The following is a 21,958-nucleotide window of genomic DNA, read 5'->3' as shown; positions in this document are numbered from 1 at the left end:
GATGAACGAAGAAGAAGTGCTCGCCTACGTACGCGCGACCGCCCGCGCACTCGATCTGCCGCTGGACGACGCGCGCGCCCGCGCCGTGGCCCTGCACCTGGGGCGCACGGCCGTGCTGGCCAATGCGCTGGAAGCCTATGCCCTGCCGCCCGAGGCGGAGCCGGCCGAGGTCTACCGGCCCGCGCCTTTCCCGCAGGTGGGTTCATGAACAGCGCTGCACTGTTGCGCGCCATCGCGGCGGGTGAGATCTCGGCCGCACAAGCCTGCGAAGACGCGATCGCGCGCATGGTGGCCACCGAAGACAAGGTCAACGCCTTCACCGACCGCACGGTGGCGCGCGCGCGCGCTGAAGCCGCGGCCGTGGACCGGCGCCGGGCTGCGGGGGAAGTCCTGCCGTCGCTGGCAGGCCTGCCCTATGCGGTGAAGAATCTTTTCGACATCCGGGGCCTCACCACCCTGGCGGGCTCCAAGGTCAACCGAGGTCTGCCGCCCGCGCAGGAAGACGCCGTGCTGGTGCAGCGCCTGCAGGCCGCGGGTGCCGTGCTGCTGGGCGGGCTCAATATGGACGAGTACGCCTACGGTTTCACCACCGAGAACACGCATTACGGCCCCACGCGCAATCCGCATGACCTGGGCCGAACCTCGGGTGGTTCCTCGGGCGGTTCAGGTGCCGCCGTGGCGGCCGGACAGGTGCCGCTGGCCCTGTGCTCGGATACCAACGGTTCCATCCGCGTGCCTTCCTCCTTGTGCGGGGTCTGGGGGCTCAAGCCCACCTTCGGCCGTCTGACGCGGCGGGGGACCTATCCCTTTGTGCACAGCATCGACCACCTCGGGCCCGTCGCAGACTGCGTGGAGACCCTGGCCCTGGCCTATGACGCCATGCAGGGGCCGGACCCGCTGGACCCCGGTTGCCACGCGCTGCGTGTGCAGCCGGCCGTGCCTGGCCTGCTCGCGGGCATCCAGGGCTTGCGCATCGGGGTGCTCGGTGGTTACTTCCACGAGCACGCGAGCGAACCTGCGCGCTCGGTGGTGGCCCAGGCGGCGCAGCTGCTGGGGGCTAGCGCTTCGGTCGAGTGGCCGGATGCGGCCCTGGGCCGCGCGGCGGCTTTCATCGTCACGGCGAGCGAGGGCGGCAGCCTGCACCTGGAAGACCTGCGAATCCGCGCGGCAGATTTCGAGCCTGTGTCCGTGGACCGTTTCATTGCCGGCGCGCTGCAGCCTGCACACTGGTATGTGCGCGCACAGCGTTTTCGCCGTGCCTACCGCGACCGGGTCAACGCCCTGTTTGCGGATTGGGATGTGTTGCTGTGCGCTGCCACGCCGGTCAGCGCCCCCCTGCTGGGCCAGGAGTTCATCGAGGTGAACGGACAACGCCACCCCACGCGGCCTTCCATGGGCCTGCTCACGCAGCCCATTTCCTTCGCGGGCTGTCCCGTGGTGGTGGCGCCGATGTGGCCCGAGGGCACCCGAGGCCTGCCTCTGGGCGTGCAGCTGGTCGCCGCGCCCTGGAACGAACACCTCGCGCTGCGCGCGGCCGCCGTCTTGCAGGCCGCTGGCGTGGCCGGACCCAAGGAGCCCCTGCTGTGAAGAAGATCAACGCCCATCCCTTTGTGTTCGAGTTCGAGACCGCGCACACGGCCCTGGTCATCATCGACATGCAGCGCGACTTCATCGAACCCGGTGGTTTTGGCGAGACCCTGGGCAACGACGTGTCCCTGCTCGAAGCCATCGTGCCGGCCTGCCAGATGGTGTTGCAGGCCTGGCGCAAGGCGGGTGGTGTGGTGGTGCACACGCGCGAGGCGCACCGTGCCGACCTGTCCGACTGCCCGCCGGCCAAACGCAACCGTGGCAACCCGAGCTTGCGCATCGGCGACGCGGGCCCCATGGGCCGCATCCTGGTGGCCGGCGAGCCGGGCAACCAGATCATTCCCGCGCTCGCACCCATCGCGGGCGAGATCGTGATCGACAAGCCCGGCAAGGGGGCGTTTTACGCCACCGGACTGCACGAGATGCTGCAGGCCCGCGGCATCAGCCATCTGCTGTTCATGGGCGTGACCACCGAGGTTTGTGTGCAGACCTCCATGCGCGAGGCCAACGACCGCGGTTATGAGGGTCTGCTGCTGACAGACTGCACCGAAAGCTATTTCCCCGCTTTCAAGGACGCCACCGTGGAGATGGTCCATGCGCAGGGCGCCATCGTGGGCTGGACCGCCGGCAGTGCCCAACTGCTGGCTGTGCTGTAGAGTTCCGTTGTGCACACCACCAGTCGCCGTTCTGCCGCCCGCGCCGAAACACCGGCTTTCCGCTCGCGCGCCGAGATGGTCTATGAGCAGCTCAAGCGCGACGTGGCGGACTTCAAGTTCGTGCCAGGCGACCGTTTCACCGAGAACGAACTCAGCGAGCGCCTGGGCGTCTCGCGCACGCCGGTGCGTCAGGCCCTGTTCCGCCTGCAGCAGGAGGGGTATGTCGAAGTGCTGTTCCGCAATGGCTGGCGCGTGCTGCCCTTCGACTTCGAGCAGTTCGAGCAGCTCTACGACCTGCGCATGGTGCTGGAGACCACGGCCGTGCAGCGCCTGTGCGCCGACGATGCCAAGGTGGACCGCGCCCTGCTGGACCAGATCGCCGCGATCTGGCTGGTGCCGGTGGCCGAGCGCAGCACGGATATCCTGCGAGTGGCGCAGTGGGACGAGGACTTCCATTGCAGCCTGGTCGCCGCCGCCGGCAATGCCGAGATGACGCGCGTGCATCGCGACGTGACCGAGCGCATCCGCATCATCCGACGGCTCGATTTCACCAAGCAGGCGCGCATCGACGCGACCTATGAGGAACACGCCAAGATCCTGCGCGCCATCCAGCGCAAGCGCAGCGATCCGGCTGTGATGCTCTTGCGCGCCCACATCCAGACCAGCCAGGCCGAAGTGCGCAAGATCACGCTGCACCAGGTGCACCTGGCCCGCCAACAGGGCTGAACCCCCGGTTGATGCGCCGGCGCCACGGCCGGCCCGGGCCAACGCCCCGGATCCCCCAAGGTACCGGCGGGGGCATTACACTGCCTTCAGCTTCCAGCCCAAAGCCCCCCTTTTGATGAACCGCCACCGCATTTTTGACAGCATCGTCACGCGTTTGCTGTTGCTGGGTTTGTGCATCGTGCTCGCAGGTGCTGGGGTGCTTTACTACACCTTGTCCCGTTTCCTGCGCGAGGACATGGGCGCTGTCGTGGCGAGCCAGCAGCTGGCCCTGGCCAGGTACATTGCCAGCGACGTCGACCAGAAGGTTGTCGAGCGTCTGCACCTGCTGGAACGCTTGTCGGCGACGCTCCCTGCCGAATTGCTCCAGCGTCCGCAGGCCCTGCAGGCCTGGCTGCAGCAACGTTACGAGTACCAGCCCCTGTTCAAGGGAGGCATCTTCATTGCCGATGCGCATGGCGTGGCCCTGGCCGACTACCCCGTGCTGCCGAATCGGCGGGGCGCCAGCTACGCGGATCGCGACTACATACGGGCGGGCATGGCCGGGCAGCCCTTTTTGGGCAAGCCAGTGATGGGCCGGGCGGTCAAGGAACCGGTCCTTCCGATCGCTGTACCTAAAAAGAACGCGAGAGGCGAGGTCATTGCTGTGCTTGCCGGGATCACGCCCCTGGCCGATCCGGCGTTCCTCGATCCGCTCCTGCAAAGCCGGATCGGTGCGGCCAGCGGCGGTTTTCTGCTGATTTCGCCGCGTGACCAGATCTTTGTGGCGGCCTCCCAGCCGGACATGGTGCTCAAGCCCACCCCGCCGCCCGGCGTGAACCGGCTGCATGACCAGGCCATGGCTGGTCTGCGCGGCACGGGCATCACGGTGAACGCCAAGGGAGTCGAGGAGATCAGTGCCATGGTGTCGGTGCCAAGCACCGACTGGTTTGTGGTGGCCCGGTTGCCGACGCGCGAGGCTTTCGCCGCCGTCGAGCGGACGCAGCGTTTCCTGCTGCAGGTCTTCCTGCTGATCCTGCTGGCCTATGTCGTTTTCTCGGCCATCGGTCTGTACCTGCTGTTCCGCCCCGTTTTCAGCGCGGCAGCCCAGGCGCATCGCATGAGCCAGGGCGAGGCGCCGCTGGTGCCTCTGTCCGTGGCACGTCAGGACGAGATCGGTTACCTGGTCTCGGCCTTCAACCGCCTGCTGGCCCGGCTGAACGACAAGCAGGCCGAGCTGGTGCGCATGGCCCACTACGACCCGCTGACCGGTCTGCCCAACCGGGCTCTGCTGTACGACCGCCTGAAGCAGGTGCTGGCTCAGGCGCGGCGCCGCAACACCGGGGTCGCTGTGCTGTTCATGGATCTCGACGCGTTCAAGCAGGTCAACGATACCCTGGGCCATGAAGCCGGGGACGAGGCCTTGCGCCAGACCGCCGGGCGCTTCAGCGTGATTGCGCGCGAGGCCGATACGCTGGCTCGCGTTGGCGGCGACGAGTTCGTGCTGGTGCTGGCCGATCTGGAGCAGGGTGACGAGAGCGCTGCGGCCACGGTGGCCACGAAATTCATCCAGGCCCTGCAGCTGCCCCTGGAGATCACCGGCGTGCCCTGCACGCTCGGTGTTTCCATCGGCATCGCGCTGAGCCAGGGTGAGCACACACCCGATGCGCTGATGCTGGCTGCCGATCAGGCCATGTACCGGGCCAAGGCAGCGGGCCGCAACCAGTACATCATCGCCGGGCTGGTGGGCACCTACCAGCCAGTCACGCAGACAGGCTGAACTGTTGCGCTGCTGCCGCATGTCCTGACCCGGCATGCGCTCAGCGACGCAAGCCCTGCACAAGCTCCACGCCATCCGCGGCACTGCCCTGGTGCCTGTGCCCCTGCGTTTCTCAGTGCCATCGCGGTGCCTCCTGCGCCGCGCTTGTGCAGGCACCCCTGACGATGCTCCCTTGAGTGAGATTCATGCGCCACCGTGATGCGCGCAGCGGATCTTTTCGCCTTGCATCTTGTGCGCAGCAACTCGCCTGTCGCGTGCATCTTTCTGGCGCTACGTCATATGACGTATGTCTGCTGCATGGGCCCACGACCATAGTTTCAAGGTCCCATCACCCAACCAAGGAACTGGAGTTTTCATGCAAGCTGTTTTCCAAAAATCCCTGTGTGCTGCTGCGCTTGTCGCAGCCACTGTCTGCGCCCACGCAGAAGGTGTGAGTATCTACGCCCTGCTCGATGCGAGTGTCGCCAGTTCGAGCATCAGCGGCTCAGGCACGACCGCCAACAAGACCGAATTCGTGACCGGCGGTTACGCCCCCAACTTCATCGGCATCGCCGGTGAGAAAAAGCTGGAGGGCAGCGTGACTGGTGGTTTCAAGGTCGAGCAGGGTTTCCTGCTGAGCCAGCCCGCGAGCGGCAACTCGCGTTTCGCCTTCGGCGACGACTCGCTGTTCAACCGCAAGGCCTACCTCTACATCAAGGCCCCCTTCGGCACGGGCGCCATCGGCACCCAGTCCAACATCGCCTTCGACAGCGTGCTGCTGGGTGACGCCCGCTTCGGCTCCAACTACGGCAGCTCCCTGGCGGCCGTGGTGATCAGCGGTGGCCTGGGCACCATCGACAACAACGCCGTGTCCTACACCTCGCCCACGCTGTCTGGCTTCACGGCCGCTGCTAGTTACGTGCCCGAAACGGCCACCGTGCGTAGCGGCACCCGTCTGGCTGGCACGTACGCCAGCGGCCCGCTCAAGGCCACGTTAGCGTACTACCGTACCGATGTGATTGCTGAAACCGAAGCCAGGACGGGCAGCGTGGTGGGCGCCACCTACAAGATCGGTGACTTCGATGTCAAGGGCCTGTACGTGAAGCAGAAGACCGCCACCTACGATGCGCTGACCACGGTCGGTTTCGGCGGTGCCTACTTCGCCACCGCCAAGCTCACCTTCGATGCCGGCATTTACCGCAGTTCGGACAGTGGCAGCGACTACAAGATGGACACCGTGGGCCTGGGCGTGCAATACCAGTTCGTCAAGGACCTGACGGCCTACGCCCAGTACGCCAATGTGAAGAACAGGGGCTCGACCTCGGTCCCCTTCAACTTCGCGCCGCCCACCCTGCTGACCGGCAGCCTCACGACGGACCAGACGGCCAACACCTTCAACGTGGGCCTGCTGTACTCCTTCTTCTGATTCTCCTGGCGCCCGGTTTTCCGGCCGGCCCCGTACTCCAAAGGTTTAAGCGCCCTGCGGGGCGCTTTTTTATGGGGTTGCTACGCCGTCCGCCGTATGTTTTGCGGCGGACGGGACGGAGATACTTCCCGGATGTTGCGAAGCACAAGAAAAAGCGCAGGCGCACTGAGCTTCGCCCTGGCGGCCGGTGCGCCGGCCGCGCAGGAGCTGGTGGCGCTCTCCACCGTGGAGGTGCGCAGCCAGGTCGAGAACGTCGAAGGCATCGCCAGCGCAGCCAGCGAGGGGGTGGTCTCGGGCGCGCGCCTGACCATGGTTCCCCTCCTGCGTCCGGCCGAGACCCTCGAACTGGTGCCCGGGCTGATCGCCACCCAGCACGCCGGCGACGGCAAGGCCAACCAGTATTTCCTGCGTGGTTTCAACCTGGACCACGGCACCGATTTCGCCACCTATGTGGACGGTGTGCCGGTCAACCTGCCCACGCAGGCGCACGGTCAGGGTTACACCGATCTGAATTTCCTGATCCCCGAACTGGTCGAGCAGATCCGCTACCGCAAGGGTCCGTATGGCGCGGAGGACGGGGATTTTTCCTCCGCCGGGGTGGCGCGCATCGCCTACGCGCGTCGGATGGACAGTTCCCTGGCGCAACTCACCCTGGGTGACAAGGGCTATGCCCGGACGCTGCTGGCGGGCTCGCCCTTGAGCGCTGGTGGTGGCCAGTGGCTCTACGGCCTGGAACTCTTCCACAACGACGGCCCCTGGCAGGTGCCCGAGGACTACCGCAAGCTCAACGGCCTGCTGCGCTACACCGAGGGCACACGCGAACACGGTTACAGCCTCGCCGCCATGGCGTATCGAGGTCAGTGGACATCTACGGACCAGGTGCCGCACCGCGCCATCGACAGTGGCCAGCTCGGGAGCTACGGCTCCTTGGACCCCAGCACTGGTGGCCGCGCCCAGCGCTACAGCCTGTCGGGCGAGTGGGCGCAGCGCGAAGGGGAGCGCCAGCGCAAGGTGCAGGCCTGGCTGTTGCAGAGTGAACTCGACCTCTGGTCCAACTTCAGCTATTGCCAGAACGACATCGCCGCCAGCGGCACCTGCAGTAGCGGCGACCAGTTCCGGCAGAGCGAACATCGGCGTGCTGCGGGTTTTGCCGCGAGCGACTCCCGCATCACGCAATGGGCTGGCCGCGACGTCGCGCATAGCCTGGGCCTACAAGGCCGCTTCGATCGCCTGGCCCCCATCGGTCTTTATGCCAGCCAGAACCGCGTCACACTGAGCACGGTGCGCGAAGACCAGGTCAGCATCAACAGCCTGGGGTTATGGGCGCAGACCGAGGTGCGCTGGACGCCGCGGCTGCGCAGCGTCACGGGCCTGCGCGGCGACGTGGTGGGCATCCGCGTGGACTCCAGCCTTGATGCCAATTCCGGTACCACCGGCGACCAGCTGCTGAGCCCGAAGCTAGCATTGATCTATGCGGCCGCGGCGCGCACCGAGCTCTATGTCAATTACGGCCACGGCTTTCATTCCAACGACGCACGCGGCGCCACCATCACCGTGGACCCGGCCAAGCCGGGCACAGCCGCCGAGAAGGTGCACCCTCTGGTGCGCACCCGTGGCGCGGAAACCGGGCTGCGCAGTGAACCGCTGACGAATTGGCAGACCACGCTGGCCCTGTGGCAGCTGGAACTGGACTCCGAGCTGCGCTTCGTAGGCGATGCCGGCACCACCGAAGCCTCGCGTCCCTCGCGCCGCTGGGGTTTGGAATGGAGTAACCGTTATCTGGTGAACCGCTGGCTGGCGTTGGACGTGGATCTGGCCTGGTCGCAGGCCCGCTTCACCGACACGGCCCCGGAAGGCCAGCATGTGCCTGGCGCGGCCGGCAGCACGGCCAATCTGGGTGCCACGGCGGATGCGCTGGGCCCCTGGTCCGGCGCGCTGCGCCTGCGCTATGTTGGTGCACGACCATTGGTGGAGGACGACAGCGTGCGTTCCGGCGATTCGGTGCTGCTCAACCTGCGTACGGTGTACCGCCTGAGTTCGCGCACGCAGCTGGCGCTGGATGTCTACAACTTGCTGAACCGGCGCAACAGCGACATCGAGTACTGGTACTCCTCACAGCTGGCCGGCGAGGCTTCGGCCGTGGCAGACCGGCACATCCATCCCGGCGAACCGCGCACTTTGCGACTCAGCCTGCAGCATCGCTTTTGAAGCGCATCGTGGTGCTTCAGTGGACAGAATGCACAAAGGGGCGGTTTTGTCGTGTTTGTCTGATTGACCGTCCGGGGCGGAGGCAGTAGATTGCAGAGCGTAGGTATCAGGCGAGGTTCGATCTACCCCACTTGCAATGGAGTCCAGAGATGAACAACATGAAAATCTCCACCCGCCTGACCCTGCTGCTGGGCCTGCTGGGCCTGCTGCTGATCGGCATAGGCGGCATCGGCCTCTACGCCACCAGCCAGTCCAACGAGGGCCTGCGCACGGTGTACGAAGACCGCACCGTGCCGCTCAAGCAGCTGGCCGACATCAACTACCTGACCAATCGCAACCGTATCCTGGTCATGGACATGGCCATGGTGCTCACCGGGGGCGGTGAAAGCGCCATCCTCGCGCGGCGCAACACCGAGATCCTCGCCAACAACCAGAAGATCCTGGAGATCTGGAAGGCCTATATGGCCACCACCTTGACCAAGGATGAGGCAAAGCTGGCGGCCGAGTTCGAGCGTCTGGCCAAGGAGTATCTGGCGCAGGCCATGGTGCCTGCCGCGAAAGCGTTTCTCGATGCCAACGTCGAAGAAGGCATGTCGATCTATCGCGGCAAGATCAGCCCGCAGGCCCCGGCCGTGCAGAAGGCGGTCGAAGCCCTGATGACCCTGCAGGCCGATGTGGCCGATGAGGAGTACAAATCCGCTGTGAGCCGCTACCAGAGCATCCGCGGCATTGCCATTGCCTCCATCGTCCTGGGCCTGGTTGTGGCGGCGCTGTTCGGTATCACGCTCATACGCGGCATTGCGCGCGCCCTGCAGCAGGCCTCGGGCTTGTCCAATGCCGTCGCCCAGGGTGACCTGAGCACGCAGGTACGCGTGGAGGGGCGCGACGAGGTGGCCGACGTGCTGACCACCCTGTCGCACATGCAGTCCAACCTGTCGCAGATCGTCACGCGCGTGCGCCGTGGCGCCGACGCCGTGTCCACGGCCAGCGCCGAGATAGCCCAGGGCAACAACGACCTGAGCGCGCGCACCGAAAACCAGGCCAGTGCGCTGGAAGAGACGGCAGCCTCGATGGAAGAGCTGTCGTCCACCGTCAAGCAGAACGCCGACAACGCGCGCCAGGCCAACCAGCTCGCGCAGAGTGCATCCACCGTAGCGGTGCAGGGTGGTGAAGTTGTGGCCCAGGTGGTGGACACCATGAAGGGCATCAATGATTCCAGCAAGAAGATCGCCGACATCATCAGCGTGATCGACGGCATCGCCTTCCAGACCAATATCCTGGCGCTGAACGCCGCGGTGGAAGCGGCGCGCGCCGGTGAACAGGGTCGGGGTTTTGCGGTTGTGGCATCGGAAGTTCGTTCACTGGCCGGGCGTTCGGCCGAGGCGGCCAAGGAAATCAAGACCCTGATCACGGAGAGCGTGGGCCGGGTAGAGCAGGGTTCGACCCTGGTGGACCAGGCCGGGGCGACCATGAATGACGTGGTGGCCAGCATCCGCCGGGTGACGGACATCATGGGCGAGATCAGCGCGGCCAGCACCGAGCAGAGCCAGGGTGTGGCGCAGATCGGCGAGGCCGTGCAACAGATGGACCAGGTCACGCAGCAGAATGCGGCCCTGGTGGAAGAAATGGCTGCGGCCGCCTCCAGCCTGCAGAACCAGGCCAAGGATCTGGTCGAAGCAGTGGCTGTCTTCCGTCTGGGGACCGACAGCGCGGCGGGTATCCCGCAGGCTGCACCCCTGACGGCCCCTCGACCCGCGGCCGCAGCGCCTGCACGGTCCGCGCCGGCCGTGGCCCGGCCCAAGCCGGCCTTGCCCCCGGCGTCCAAGGTTGGCAGCGCGGCCCCCGCTGCCCCTGCCGCAGCCGGCAAGTCCGACGAATGGGAGTCTTTCTGACGCAGCGCCGCGGCCTGCTGGCCGGCGGGGTGGGCAGTCTGCTGTCCGCCGCAGGCTGGCCGGCCCTGGCGGCCGGTTTTCCCCAGCGGGCCATCACCCTGGTTGTCCCTTTCCCGGCCGGTGGCGCCACCGATGTGTTGATGCGCGGCATCGCCACGCTGGCCGCGGCCCAGCTCGGACAGCCCGTGCTGATCGACAACAAACCCGGTGCGGCCGGTGTGCTGGGCGCACAGCAACTGGCGCGGGCCCGGCCCGATGGCCACACCCTGGCCCTGCTGCCGGAGCCGGTTTTCCGCCTGCCGCATCTGCAGAAGATGGCCTACGACCCGCAACGCGATTTCAGCTATGTGATCCAGCTGGCCGGTTACGCGCTGAGCCTGGCTGTGCGCCAGGACGCACCCTGGCGCGACTGGGATGCCCTGGTGGCCGACGCCCGCCAGCGGCCCGGCCACATCAACTACGGCAGCACGGGCACGCACGGCACCATGCACATGACCATGGAAGAGATATCGCGGCGTCTGGGCGCGACGTTCTTTCACGTGCCCTACAAGGGCGAGGGCGAGGTCATCACGGCCCTGCTGGCCGGTCACATCGAACTGGGGATCACGGCCGGCACCATTGCGCCCCTGGTGGAGCAGGGGCGCGCCCGCGTGCTGTCCGTCTGGACCGCTGAGCGCGTGCCGCGCTGGCCCGAAGTGCCGACCCTGCGAGAACTGGGCCTGGACATGGTGGCCAATGCGCCCGTGGGCATCGCCGGGCCGCGCGGCCTGCCTCCGGTCGTGGTGCGCCGGCTGCACGATGCGTTTCGCAGCGCTCTGGAGGCACCGCAGACACAGGAGCTCCTCGTGCGCCTGAACATGGAGCGGGCCTATCTGGGCACGGCCGCCTATGCCCTCGCCGCGCAGGAACGTTACGCGGCAGCGCGCCTGCAGCTGTTGCGCCTGGGCATTGCGGTGCAGCAGCGCTGAGGCAGCGGTACCCGGCCTCAGGCCCTGGCCAGGAGTTTCTGCAGTTCGCTGGCCGGCATGGGTCGGCCGCAGAGATAACCCTGCACTTCCTCGCAACCGTGTTGACGCAGGAAGGCCAGCTGTTCACCGGTTTCGACGCCCTCGGCGATCACGGTCAGGTGCAGGCTCTTGGCCATGTGGATCACGGCCACGGCGATGGCGCCGTCGTCCTTGGGCAGGTCCATGACGAAGGAGCGGTCGATCTTGAGTTTGTGCACGGGGAAACGGCGCAGATAACTCAGGCTGGAGTAGCCGGTGCCGAAGTCGTCGATGGACAGGCGCACACCCATCTTCACCAGTTCGTGCATGCGTTCGATGGCGGCGTCCACGTCCGACATCAGCAGGCTTTCCGTGATCTCCATTTCCAGTGCGCCGGCCGGCAGGCCATGCTGGCTCAGGGCGGCGGCGATCTCCTTGATGAAGTTGGCCTGGTGGAACTGCAGGGCCGAGAGGTTGATCGCGATGGGTGGTGGCTGCAGCCCGGCGGCGTGCCAGCCGCTCCACAGGCGGCAGGCTTCGTGCAGCACCCAGCGGCTGATCTCGATGATGAGGCCGCTGGCTTCGGCCATGGGGATGAAGGTGAAGGGCGGGATGTTGCCGCGCTGTGGGTGGGTCCAGCGCAGCAGGGCTTCCATGCCCACCAGACGCATGTCGGCCGTGGTGTACTGGGGTTGCAGGTGCAGGGCGAGTTCGCCGCGGGCGGCAGCCTGGCGCAGGTCCTGCATCAGCGCCAGGTCCGCGTAGCTGCTGCGGCCCATCGTGGCGTTGTAGAGGCGCCAGGTATTGCGGCCCTGCTGCTTGGCCACCTGCAGGGCGGCGCTGGCCTGCTGCACCAGATCGTCCAGGGTGGTGGCCAGGCCCGGGCACAGGGTGACCCCCGCGCTGGCGGTCAGCTGGAAACTCTGCCAGCCCAGTTGCAGGGGCTGGACCAGGGCGGTGAGCAGCCGGTCCATGAGGGCGCCGTAGTCCGCGGCAGTTTCGCCCGAGAGCAGGGCCGCAAATTCGTCGCCACCAAAACGGAAGACGCTCAGCTCGCCCGGGAAATGGGCCGACAGACGCTCGGCCACCAGGCGCAGCAGCTGGTCGGCCGTCGAGAAGCCGACCGAATCGTTGATGCTGCGCCAGCGGTCCAGGTTGACCATCACGAACACAAAGGGGCTGCCACCCTGCTGGGCGCGCTGCACCAGTTCACCAACGTGAAGGTCCATCTGGGCCCGGTTGGGCAGACCGGTGAGCAGGTCGCGGCTCGATGCGTACTGCAGTTGCGACTCGGCCTGCCGGATGCGCGTGAGGTCGGTATGGACCATCACGTACTGTTCGATGGCGCCTGTGGCGTCGGTGTAGGCCGTGAGGATGACCCGTGAAGGATAGGTCTCACCCGACTTGCGGATCTGCGGCAACTCGCCTTCCCAGAAGCGTCGGGCCTGCAGGGTGTCACCGCCTTTGGCGCTTTCGTCGGCGTGGGCCACGCATTCCTGCAGTCCGGCCCAGGGGCGATCGACCAGCTCCTCGGCACTGTAGCCGGTGCTGCGGGTGAAGGCGTTGTTGATCATCTTGACCCGTCCCTCGGCGTCGGCGATGAGCACGGCGGCGTTGGACCGTTCGAAGAAGCTGGCGGCCACGCGTAACCGGGTCTCGATCTCCTGGCGTGCCGAGATGTCACGCACCGCGCTGTGCAGCAGGCGCTTGCCGTCCACTTCGCTCAGGCCGCCCGTGACCTCGGCCAGGAAGCGGCGGCCGTCGGCACGCAGGTGCTCGGCATGGAAGGTGTGGGTTTCACCGGCCTGGCATTGTTCGAAGAACTCCTGCTGGGCCCGTTGCCCTTCGGGCGGGCGCAGATGTCGCATGTGCAGACCGATCAGCCTACCGGGCGGGTAGGCATAGATGCGGTGTGCGGCCTCGTTGGCCTCCACGATGCGCCCGTTCATGTCGAAGGTAAGGACGGCGTCGTCGGCGCCGCGGAACAGCACCTCGCGGTGCCGCATGAGCTCGGTTTCCAGCGCCAGTCCGCGCAGTTTTTCGCCGCGACGCCAGAGCTGGATCAGCAGCAGGCCCAGCAGAAAGAGTGCACCCAGCGCGAGGTGGCTCACGCCGATCTGCGTATCGGCCTGGGCATAGGCGCGTTGTTGGGGCAGGGTGGCAATCACCGTCCAGGGTGTTTCGGGCACGCGCACGGCCTGTGCGAAGACGGCCTGACCCAGGTGGTCGCGGCCCTCGGCCCGGCCGCCCCCGGCCAGGCCCAGCAGCCGCTCGACCGTGGCACCGCCCCGCGGCTTGTCCGCGTCGAAAACCAGGGTTCCTTTGTCCTTGAGGATGTAGTAGCGGCTCGCGTCCTGCGGGTGCAGCACGTGCAGCTGCACGGCGATGCCCTGGCTGGCGGCCTCCTGGTGGTTGAGCGAATCGGTCAGCCGCGCCACGTCGAACTCGAAAAACAGGCCGTAGCGGGCGAGCAGCGGGTCGCTCCCGATGGCGCGCACCAGGCCGGCGCGCAGCTCGTTCGAGGCACTGCCGGCCATCTCGACCCAGCGGCCGGTGCTGCCGTCGATGGTGTTGAACATGCGTTCGAACATCGAGGGGCTGTAGTCCACACCACCGGTCATCAGCAGGGGCTGGCGGCTGGGCACGTCGATCAGCACGATGGTGCGGTAGTGGTAGCGCGAGCGGATGAGTTCCAGATGCTGTTGCAACTCGGTGTTGAGCAAGGAGGGATCGGTGGCACCGCGCTTCTGTGTGCCCAGCCGCAGCGCGCGGTGGAACAGGGGGCTGGCGGCCACGACATCGGCGTCGGCTCGCCGTTCGTCCAGCCAGAGATTGACCGCGCGCGAACTCAGGCTGGCGGCGGAAAGGGTTGTGTCGTAGGCGGCCAGACGGGCCGTGGCATGGGCTTGCAGGTACAGCAGCACACCCAGCGCGATCAGGCACACCAGCAGGCTGAGTGCCAGCAGCAGGGGTCTGCTGGCCAGGGTACTTCCGGGAGGCCGATTACTCATGGTCGGAGGACCGCCGCTTCAAGCGGTCCCGCAGGGCTGCGGGGGGGTGGGGACCAATCCAGTATAGCCACGCCCGGGTGCTGAATGAGTGCGGCAAGTACCCGGGTATTCCCTGCGCGCAGGCATCAGCCCAATGTATTTCTCAGATACTGCTCGAAGGCCTCGGCCGGCATGGGGCGTGCAAAGTGGTAGCCCTGAACCTCGTCGCACTGGAACGCACGCAGCAGTTCCAGCATGCCTGCGTCTTCCACGCCTTCAGCGATGGCGCACAGTTTCAGTCCGTGTGCCATCTGGATGATGGCGCGCACGATGGCCGCGTCATCCGGATCCGTGGCCAGGTCGCGTACGAAGGACTGGTCGATCTTGAGCTTGTCCACGGCCAGCCGCTTGAGGTAGGACAGGCTGGAGTAGCCGGTGCCGAAGTCGTCGATCGAAAGCTTCAGCCCCAGGTTCTTGAGCGCCTGGACCGTCGCGAGCACGCCCTCCGTGTCCTGCAGCAGGATCGATTCGGTCAGCTCCAGTTCCAGCAGCTGCGGGGCCAGGCCCGAGCTCTGTAGCGCGTCGAGCACGGTTTGCTGCAGATCACCGCGCTTGAACTGCACCGCCGATAGATTGACCGCCATCTGCAAGGGTGGCAATCCCGCACGCCGCCAGGCCACGGCCTGCTCGCAGGCGGCACGCAGGACCCAGGCCCCGATGGGCACGATCAACCCGCTTTCCTCTGCGACCGGTATGAAACGCCCTGGTGGGATCAGCCCGAACCTCGGATGCTGCCAGCGCAGCAGGGCTTCGACCCCCACCACCTTGCCGGTGGCCAGGCTGATCTGGGGCTGGTAGTAGAGCACCAGTTCCTGGCGGTCCACAGCCAGTTTCAGCCCGTTGCGCATGGCGAGGTTTTCGAGGATTTCGACATTCATGCGTTCGTCAAAGAAGCAGTAGCTGTTGCCACCGGCTTCCTTGGCCTGGTACATGGCCATGTCGGCGTGCTTGAGCAGGGTGCTGAAGTCGGTACCGTCCTCGGGGTAAAGGGCAACGCCGATCGAGGCGGTGGTGGTGAGTTCGTGTCCTTCGATGTGGAAGGGCGCCTGCAGGCAGTCCATGAGCTTGCCTAGCACAGGGATGGTCGCGTCGCCATCGTCCAGCGAGGGCAACAGCACAATGAACTCGTCGCCGCCCTGGCGGCTCAGCGTGTCGGTGTCGCGCAAGCCATCGCACAGCCGGCTGGCAATCTGCTTGAGCAGGGCATCGCCCAGGCTGTGACCCAGGGTGTCGTTGATGGACTTGAACTTGTCGAGGTCCAGGGATAGCAGGGCCATCTTGTGTCCGCCGCGGTCGGCAAACCCCGCCGCCTGGCTGAAGCGGTCTTCGACCAGCACGCGGTTGGGCAAGGCGGTGAGGGCATCGTGTTGGGCCAGGAACTCCATCTGGTGCTCGGCGACCGTGCGCCAGAGCACCAGGGCGTTGAAGCTTTCGATCAGCTGACCGATCTCGTCGTTGCGAGGAACAGGCAGCGGCGCAAAAGCGGTCTTGCCGTCGACCATCTGCCGCATCGACTCGCTGGCCCTTACCAGGGGCAGCATCTGCCGGGTCAGGATCTGGCGCAGCACCAGGAACATCACCAAGGTCATCAGCAGGGCCGAGAGATAAATCTGCTGTTTCTGGTTACGGATGGGGGCAAAGATTTCCTCGGTCTCGATGCCGGCGATAAGGAGCCAGCCCGTGCTGGGCAGGCGTCGGCTGACAGTGAGCGTCTCGCGCCCGAGCGATGTGGTGGCGATGCCCGGGCCATCGTAGTTCTCCCGGATGCGCCGGTCCAGCAGGCGGTTGGCGCCGGCCGGTACGGTCTGGAGGATGCGCTTGGTGTCGGTGGCTGAGACGATCAGGCGGCTTTGGGGCGAGACCACGATGAAGTAGCCCGTGCGTCCCAGGCGGGTGCCTTCCATGCGGCCGAAAAGGTCGGGGTTCGAGGGATAGATGGAGCAGGACAGAACGCCCAGCACCCGCCCGCTCGCGTCTCGCAGCGCGATGGCCATGCTCACGAGCGGCCGGTTGTTGAGTCGTCCCAGCACCGGGTCGGAAATCACCGCGCCGGGAGATTTCACCGCGTCCTGAAAGAAGGGGCGGTCCTTGAAAGAGGTCCCGATCCCGCGCAGGATATTGAACTGATCCGCGATGACCGTACCGTTCGCGTCCAGGACGAAAAACCCCATCTCCAGCAGCGAGTGGGCGGGGTCGGCCTGGCGGAGATGGGTGCGCAGGCGCTTCGGGTCCGCTATCAGTTCGGGTGTGATCGACTTCGCCAGTTGTATCAGCGCGCGCAACCGGAGCTGGATCTTGGCGTCGATATCGGACGCGACATAACTGGCTGCCGTGGACATCTGGTCGGTCAGCAGCTTTTCGATGTCCGCCTGGATCACGGTCGTCATGCGCCAAGCCAGACCCCAGATCCCGACCAAGAACAGGGTCAGCATCACGATCAGGATCCGGGTCTTGAAACCCAGGGAGCGGACAAATGTGAACATTTGCAGCGGCCGTGAACAGGTCTGGATTATGGGCGCATCCCTTACGGAAGACCATACAGATGGCGCGGCGGTGGTTTTTTTGGAGCGGGGGCGCTTCCCAGGCCTGCCGCCTGTTGCCGGGCATACGCCGTCCGGCGTATTTCGCCCGGGCGCCTGCATCCATAGAGTGAAGCCATCGCAGTACAAGGCTCACGTTCAGTACTCCTGTACTGCGAGACGGATTCTTGTTCATCAACTTGGAGTCACACACATGCAACGTCGATTTACCCTGAAAGCGCTGGCTGCTGCCACCGCCGTATCCACCCTGGGCCTGGCTTCCATGTCTGCCCACGCCGCCGACACCATCAAGGTCGGTGTGCTGCACAGCCTGTCCGGCACCATGGCCATTTCCGAGACGGTTCTGAAAGACACCGTGCTCATGGCCATTGACGAAATCAACGCCAAGGGCGGCGTGCTGGGCAAGAAGCTCGAGCCCGTGGTGGTCGACCCGGCTTCCAACTGGCCCCTGTTTGCCGAGAAGACCAAGCAGCTGCTGGGCCAGGACAAGGTGTCGGTGATCTTCGGCTGCTGGACTTCGGTGTCGCGCAAGTCGGTGCTGCCGGTTGTGGAAGAGATGAACGGCCTGCTGTTCTACCCCGTGCAGTACGAGGGTGAAGAGCTGTCCAAGAACGTGTTCTATACGGGTGCAGCGCCCAACCAGCAGGCCATCCCTGCCGTGGACTACCTGATGAGCAAGGACGGCGGCTCGGCCAAGCGCTGGGTGCTGCTCGGTACCGACTACGTCTACCCGCGTACCACCAACAAGATCCTGCGCGCCTACCTGAAGAGCAAGGGCGTGAAGGAAAGCGATATCGACGAGAAGTACACCCCCTTCGGCCACTCTGACTATCAGACCATCGTGGCTGACATCAAGAAGTTCTCTGCCGGTGGCAAAACCGCCGTGGTGTCCACCATCAACGGTGACTCCAACGTGCCCTTCTACAAGGAACTGGGCAACGCCGGCCTGAAGGCCAAGGACGTGCCCGTGGTCGCCTTCTCCGTGGGTGAGGAAGAGCTGCGCGGCGTGGACACCAAGCCGCTGGTGGGCCATCTGGCCGCCTGGAACTACTTCATGACCATCAAGAACAAGGACAACGACGCCTTCATCAAGCAGTGGTCTGCCTATGCCAAGGCCAAGAACATCCCGGGCCACAAGGACAAGCCGCTGACGAACGACCCGATGGAAGCCACCTACATCGGTATCCACATGTGGAAGCAGGCCGTCGAGAAGGCCAAGTCCACCGACGTGGACAAGGTCATCGCCGCCATGGCCGGCCAGACTTTCAAGGCCCCCTCGGGCATCGTGAGCAAGATGGACGAGAAGAACCACCACCTGCACAAGAGCGTGTTCATCGGCGAAATCAAGGCCGACGGCCAGTTCAATGTGGTGTGGAAGACCCCGGGCCCGGTCAAGGCCAAGCCCTGGTCTCCCTACATCGAAGGCAACGACAAGAAGAAGGACGAGCCGGAAAAGAAGTGATCGTCTGATCTGAAGGATGCCCGCTGCTGCGGGCATCCTGTCCCGGTGACGGGATTTGCAGCGTGGGCGCGGCCCCCCGTGCCCACCCTACAGGTTCTTTCCATGCTCAGATACTTCTTGCTGTCACTCGCCGCGCTGTTGCTCGCGGCACAAGCCCAGGCCCTCACGCCCGCAGAGGCGCAGGCCATCGTCATCGGCGAAACCGATGGTCGCATCACGGCCCTGCAGCAGGCCGTACTCAATCCCGACGAAGGCAAGGCCGCCTTGCTGCAGGCCCTGGCCGACGACGCCGTCAAGGTGGCGGGGGGCAAGGTCTACATCGTGCGCAATGACAAGGCCACGGATCCGGCTACGGGCGCCGCCGCGACCCTGCCCGACGATGCCGAGGATGTGATCAACAACAACCGCATGCGTGGCGAGATCGACACCGCGCTGGCGGTGCTCAAGCTTTTCAGCCCGGATGCAAAGCTGCGCCTGGAGGCGGCCCGGGCCATGCTCAAGGAACCCGACGCCGGGCGTCTGCCCCTGCTGGACAAGGCCCTGGCCGGCGAACAGGACGAGCGCGTCAAGGGTGTGCTGGCGCTGGCCCGTTCTGCCGTGCTGCTGGCCAGCGAGGACAAGTCGCAACGGCTGACGGCCGCGGGCGCGCTGGCCCAGAGCCGCACGCCCGACACCAAGCTGCTGCTCAACGAGCGGCTCTCCGTGGAAAACGATGCCGAGGTCAAGGCGCAGTTGCAGTCCGCGATCCGCCAGATCGACGACGGCCTGCGCTGGGGTGAACGCCTGGGCGCGGCTTTCACGGGGGTGAGCCTGGGCAGCATCCTGCTGCTGGCCGCGCTGGGCCTGGCCATCACCTATGGCCTCATGGGTGTCATCAACATGGCGCACGGTGAGCTCATGATGATCGGCGCCTACGCCACCTATGTGGTGCAAGGGGTGTTCCAGAAATACCTGCCCGGAGCCTTTGACTGGTACCTGGTCGCGGCGGTGCCCGTGGCCTTCATGGCCTCGGCGCTGGTGGGTGCGGCGCTGGAGCGCAGCGTGATCCGCTTCCTCTACGGCCGCCCGCTGGAGACCCTGCTGGCCACCTGGGGCATCAGCCTGGTGCTGATGCAGGGGGTGCGAACGCTGTTCGGCGCGCAGAACGTGGCCGTGGAGAACCCGGCCTGGATGAGTGGGGGCTGGCAGCTCCTGTCCAACCTCACGCTGCCCTACAACCGCCTGGTCATCATCGCCTTCGCGCTGGCCGTGCTGGCCGGCATGGCCCTGCTGATCGGTCGCACACGCCTGGGCCTGTTCGTGCGCGGGGTCACGCAGAACCGCCCCATCGCCTCCTGCATGGGCGTGAACACGGCGCGCATCGATACCTATGCTTTTGCGCTGGGCTCCGGCATCGCCGGCCTGGCCGGTTGCGCCCTGAGCCAGGTGGGCAATGTGGGCCCCGACCTGGGGCAGAACTACATCGTTGACTCCTTCATGGTCGTGGTGCTGGGCGGCGTGGGTCAGCTGGCCGGTACGGTCTACGCCGCGCTGGGCCTGGGCGTGCTCAACAAGTTCCTCGAAGGCTGGACCGGCGCCGTGCTGGCCAAGATCACCGTGCTGGTCTTCATCATCATCTTCATCCAGAAGCGCCCGCAGGGCATCTTCGCGATGAAGGGCCGCAGTGCGGAAGCCTGACGCCATGTCGAAACCTGAACCCACCATGGCCCTGACCCTGCCTGCCCGTTCCCCGCTGCTCACCCGCCGGGGCTGGAGCGCCTTCCTCGTCGCCTTGCTGGCCGTGTGCGCGCTGGCGCCGCTGCTCAACCTGGTCGTGCCGGCGGGCAGCGTCTTCCACATGAGCGACTACGCGGTGGCCCTGCTGGGCCGCATCATGTGCTACGCCATCTGCGCCCTGGCCATGGATCTGATCTGGGGTTACACCGGCATCCTCTCGCTGGGCCACGGCCTGTTTTTCGCACTGGGCGGCTACGCCATGGGCATGTACCTGATGCGCCAGATCGGTCGCGACGGCAACTACAAGAGCGATCTGCCCGACTTCATGGTCTTCCTGGACTGGAAGGAACTGCCCTGGCACTGGGCGCTGAGCGACAGCTTCATCGCCACACTGGCCCTGGTGGTGCTGGTGCCCGGTCTGGTGGCTTTCATCTTCGGTTTTTTCGCCTTCCGCTCGCGCATCAAGGGCGTGTACTTCTCCATCATCACGCAGGCCATGACCTTCGCGGCCATGCTGCTCTTCTTCCGCAACGAGACGGGTTTTGGCGGCAACAACGGCTTCACCGATTTCAAGCGCATCCTGGGCATGCCGATTGCCACGCACAACATGCGCATGTTCCTGTTTGTGCTGACCGGGATCACGCTGCTGGCCTTCTTCCTGCTGGCCCGCTGGCTGGTGCGCGCCAAGTTCGGCCGTGTGTTGCAGGCCATACGCGACGCCGAGAGCCGCGTCATGTTCTCGGGCTACAACCCCCTGGGCTACAAGCTCGCGATCTGGACGCTGTCGGCCGTGATGTGCGGCATCGCAGGCGCGCTTTATGTGCCGCAGGTGGGCATCATCAACCCCGGCGAGATGAGTCCGGCCAATTCCATCGAGATCGCCATCTGGGCGGCCGTGGGCGGGCGCGGCACGCTCATAGGCCCCATCGTCGGCGCTTTCGTGGTCAGCGGCGCCAAGAGCTGGCTTACCGTGGCCTGGCCCGAGTTCTGGCTCTATTTCCTGGGCGGGCTGTTCATCGTGGTCACGCTCTTCCTGCCCGATGGGGTGGTGGGGCTGGTGAAGAAACTCAGAGGGATGCGGGAGAAAAAATCATGACACCCGACCTGCTTGAACAGGGGGCACAGCGCTACCGCGAACGCCAAGCCGCGATTGACGCAGCGCGGCTCGAAACCGCAGCCGGCGGCCAGACCGCGAGCTACGGCCGTGTCCGCAACGCGGGTGAGGTGGACATCACCCACGGTCGTATCCTCTACCTGGAGGATGTGAGCGTGAGCTTCGACGGCTTCAAAGCCATCAACAAGCTCAGCCTGGACATCGCCCCGGGCGAGCTGCGTTGCATCATCGGCCCCAATGGCGCGGGCAAGACCACGATGATGGACATCATCACCGGCAAGACCCGGCCCGACGAAGGCACGGTCTTTTTTGGTTCCACCATCGACCTGCTGCGCCACAGCGAGGCCGAGATCGCCCAGCTGGGTATCGGCCGCAAGTTCCAGAAGCCGACGGTGTTCGAGCAGCTCAACGTCTTCGAGAACCTGGAGCTGGCCCTCAAGACCGACAAGGGCGTGAAATCCTCCATGTTCTTCCGTCTGGATTCGGGCCAGTCCGACCGTCTAGCCGAGGTGCTGCACACCATTCACCTGGCCGGCAGCCTGACGGCCCAGGCCGGCACGCTGAGCCATGGCCAGAAGCAGTGGCTGGAAATCGGCATGTTGCTGATGCAGGACCCGAAGTTGCTGCTGCTGGACGAACCGGTGGCCGGCATGACCGACGAGGAAACGGCGCGCACGGCCGAGCTGTTCCTCACGCTCAAGGGCAAGCACTCCTTGATGGTCGTCGAGCACGACATGAGCTTCATCAAGGCGATCTCGGACATCGTGACCGTGTTGTGTGACGGCTCTGTCCTGGCGCAAGGCACTCTGGAAGAGGTGCAGTCTGACGAGCGGGTCATCGAGGTCTATCTGGGGCGCTGA

At 65.7% G+C, this 21,958-nt stretch carries 15 protein-coding genes; 13 read left to right on the top strand and 2 right to left on the bottom strand.

Translation table 11 applies throughout. The features are described 5' to 3' along the window. Position 1 precedes the first annotated feature (1 nt). The 9 genes from AC07NT_RS12715 to AC07NT_RS12675 all read left to right on the top strand — a co-directional run bounded on the left by AC07NT_RS12715 (position 2) and on the right by AC07NT_RS12675 (position 11,198). Positions 2–208 (top strand): DUF4089 domain-containing protein, encoded by a 207-nt coding sequence (locus AC07NT_RS12715; RefSeq protein ID WP_498598678.1) that lies wholly within the window; start codon positions 2–4, stop codon positions 206–208. Then, on the top strand, positions 205–1,587 hold the full coding sequence (locus AC07NT_RS12710) for an AtzE family amidohydrolase (protein ID WP_498598679.1): 1,383 nt from the start codon (positions 205–207) through the stop codon (positions 1,585–1,587). Before AC07NT_RS12715 ends, AC07NT_RS12710 begins: the two co-directional genes overlap by 4 nt. Continuing rightward, complete coding sequence (locus tag AC07NT_RS12705) at positions 1,584–2,243, top strand: cysteine hydrolase family protein (protein ID WP_498598680.1); 660 nt, start codon at positions 1,584–1,586, stop codon at positions 2,241–2,243. Before AC07NT_RS12710 ends, AC07NT_RS12705 begins: the two co-directional genes overlap by 4 nt. A 75-nt stretch (positions 2,244–2,318) precedes the next feature. After that, the gene (locus tag AC07NT_RS12700; protein ID WP_498599161.1) at positions 2,319–2,969 is read left to right on the top strand and encodes a GntR family transcriptional regulator; all 651 of its coding nucleotides are present in this window, start codon (positions 2,319–2,321) and stop codon (positions 2,967–2,969) included. A 115-nt stretch (positions 2,970–3,084) separates the two neighbouring features. Beyond that, positions 3,085–4,725 (top strand): sensor domain-containing diguanylate cyclase, encoded by a 1,641-nt coding sequence (locus AC07NT_RS12695; RefSeq protein WP_498598681.1) that lies wholly within the window; start codon positions 3,085–3,087, stop codon positions 4,723–4,725. A 286-nt stretch (positions 4,726–5,011) separates the two neighbouring features. Then, positions 5,012–6,130, top strand: coding sequence for a porin (locus tag AC07NT_RS12690; RefSeq protein WP_498642674.1), 1,119 nt, complete (start codon positions 5,012–5,014; stop codon positions 6,128–6,130). A 132-nt stretch (positions 6,131–6,262) separates the two neighbouring features. Beyond that, positions 6,263–8,338, top strand: a complete 2,076-nt coding sequence (locus AC07NT_RS12685; protein WP_498598683.1) for a TonB-dependent receptor — start codon at positions 6,263–6,265, stop codon at positions 8,336–8,338. Positions 8,339–8,487: 149 nt separating this feature from the next. Further along, positions 8,488–10,230, top strand: a complete 1,743-nt coding sequence (locus AC07NT_RS12680) for a methyl-accepting chemotaxis protein (protein WP_498598684.1) — start codon at positions 8,488–8,490, stop codon at positions 10,228–10,230. Further along, the gene (locus AC07NT_RS12675; protein WP_498598685.1) at positions 10,215–11,198 is read left to right on the top strand and encodes a tripartite tricarboxylate transporter substrate binding protein; all 984 of its coding nucleotides are present in this window, start codon (positions 10,215–10,217) and stop codon (positions 11,196–11,198) included. The genes AC07NT_RS12680 and AC07NT_RS12675 overlap by 16 nt, the downstream gene beginning before the upstream one ends. A gap of 17 nt (positions 11,199–11,215) precedes the next feature. On the opposite strand, the gene AC07NT_RS12670 is transcribed toward AC07NT_RS12675, so the two are convergent. Beyond that, on the bottom strand, positions 11,216–14,227 hold the full coding sequence (locus AC07NT_RS12670) for a bifunctional diguanylate cyclase/phosphodiesterase (RefSeq protein WP_498598686.1): 3,012 nt from the start codon (positions 14,225–14,227) through the stop codon (positions 11,216–11,218). Positions 14,228–14,352: 125 nt separating this feature from the next. Continuing rightward, positions 14,353–16,749: a bifunctional diguanylate cyclase/phosphodiesterase gene (locus AC07NT_RS12665; protein ID WP_498598687.1), complete on the bottom strand. Its 2,397-nt coding sequence runs from the start codon at positions 16,747–16,749 to the stop codon at positions 14,353–14,355. Between the two features lie 250 nt (positions 16,750–16,999). On the opposite strand from AC07NT_RS12665, the gene urtA reads away from it, so the two are divergent. The 4 genes from urtA (at position 17,000) to urtD (ending at position 21,958) form a co-directional block, all read left to right on the top strand. Beyond that, complete coding sequence (gene urtA, locus AC07NT_RS12660; RefSeq protein WP_498598688.1) at positions 17,000–18,268, top strand: urea ABC transporter substrate-binding protein; 1,269 nt, start codon at positions 17,000–17,002, stop codon at positions 18,266–18,268. 102 nt (positions 18,269–18,370) lie between these two features. Further along, a complete protein-coding gene (urtB, locus tag AC07NT_RS12655) occupies positions 18,371–19,945 on the top strand; it encodes an urea ABC transporter permease subunit UrtB (RefSeq protein WP_498598689.1) in 1,575 nt (524 codons plus the stop codon). A gap of 4 nt (positions 19,946–19,949) precedes the next feature. Continuing rightward, positions 19,950–21,080 carry an urea ABC transporter permease subunit UrtC gene (gene urtC, locus AC07NT_RS12650; protein ID WP_498598690.1) on the top strand — a complete coding sequence of 377 codons (1,131 nt, stop codon included), beginning with the start codon at positions 19,950–19,952 and terminating at the stop codon, positions 21,078–21,080. Beyond that, on the top strand, positions 21,077–21,958 hold the full coding sequence (gene urtD / locus AC07NT_RS12645; RefSeq protein WP_498598691.1) for an urea ABC transporter ATP-binding protein UrtD: 882 nt from the start codon (positions 21,077–21,079) through the stop codon (positions 21,956–21,958). The genes urtC and urtD overlap by 4 nt, the downstream gene beginning before the upstream one ends.

The organism is Hylemonella sp. GW821-FHT10B10, assembly GCF_059415585.1.
The sequence above is the reverse complement of the archived record's forward strand: the minus strand, read 5'-3'. Positions and strand labels throughout refer to the sequence as shown.

Excerpts from the sequence above, each read along its gene's own strand:
- AC07NT_RS12715 (WP_498598678.1), top strand. The coding sequence starts at position 2 with ATGAACGAAGAAGAAGTGCTCGCCTACGTACGCGCGACCGCCCGCGCA.
- AC07NT_RS12710 (WP_498598679.1), top strand. The coding sequence starts at position 205 with ATGAACAGCGCTGCACTGTTGCGCGCCATCGCGGCGGGTGAGATCTCG.
- AC07NT_RS12700 (WP_498599161.1), top strand. The coding sequence starts at position 2,319 with ATGGTCTATGAGCAGCTCAAGCGCGACGTGGCGGACTTCAAGTTCGTG.
- AC07NT_RS12695 (WP_498598681.1), top strand. The coding sequence starts at position 3,085 with ATGAACCGCCACCGCATTTTTGACAGCATCGTCACGCGTTTGCTGTTG.
- AC07NT_RS12690 (WP_498642674.1), top strand. The coding sequence starts at position 5,012 with ATGTCTGCTGCATGGGCCCACGACCATAGTTTCAAGGTCCCATCACCC.
- AC07NT_RS12685 (WP_498598683.1), top strand. The coding sequence starts at position 6,263 with ATGTTGCGAAGCACAAGAAAAAGCGCAGGCGCACTGAGCTTCGCCCTG.
- AC07NT_RS12680 (WP_498598684.1), top strand. The coding sequence starts at position 8,488 with ATGAACAACATGAAAATCTCCACCCGCCTGACCCTGCTGCTGGGCCTG.
- AC07NT_RS12675 (WP_498598685.1), top strand. The coding sequence starts at position 10,215 with ATGGGAGTCTTTCTGACGCAGCGCCGCGGCCTGCTGGCCGGCGGGGTG.
- AC07NT_RS12670 (WP_498598686.1), bottom strand. The coding sequence starts at position 14,227 with ATGAGTAATCGGCCTCCCGGAAGTACCCTGGCCAGCAGACCCCTGCTG.
- AC07NT_RS12665 (WP_498598687.1), bottom strand. The coding sequence starts at position 16,749 with ATGTTCACATTTGTCCGCTCCCTGGGTTTCAAGACCCGGATCCTGATC.
- urtA (WP_498598688.1), top strand. The coding sequence starts at position 17,000 with ATGCAACGTCGATTTACCCTGAAAGCGCTGGCTGCTGCCACCGCCGTA.
- urtB (WP_498598689.1), top strand. The coding sequence starts at position 18,371 with ATGCTCAGATACTTCTTGCTGTCACTCGCCGCGCTGTTGCTCGCGGCA.
- urtC (WP_498598690.1), top strand. The coding sequence starts at position 19,950 with ATGTCGAAACCTGAACCCACCATGGCCCTGACCCTGCCTGCCCGTTCC.
- urtD (WP_498598691.1), top strand. The coding sequence starts at position 21,077 with ATGACACCCGACCTGCTTGAACAGGGGGCACAGCGCTACCGCGAACGC.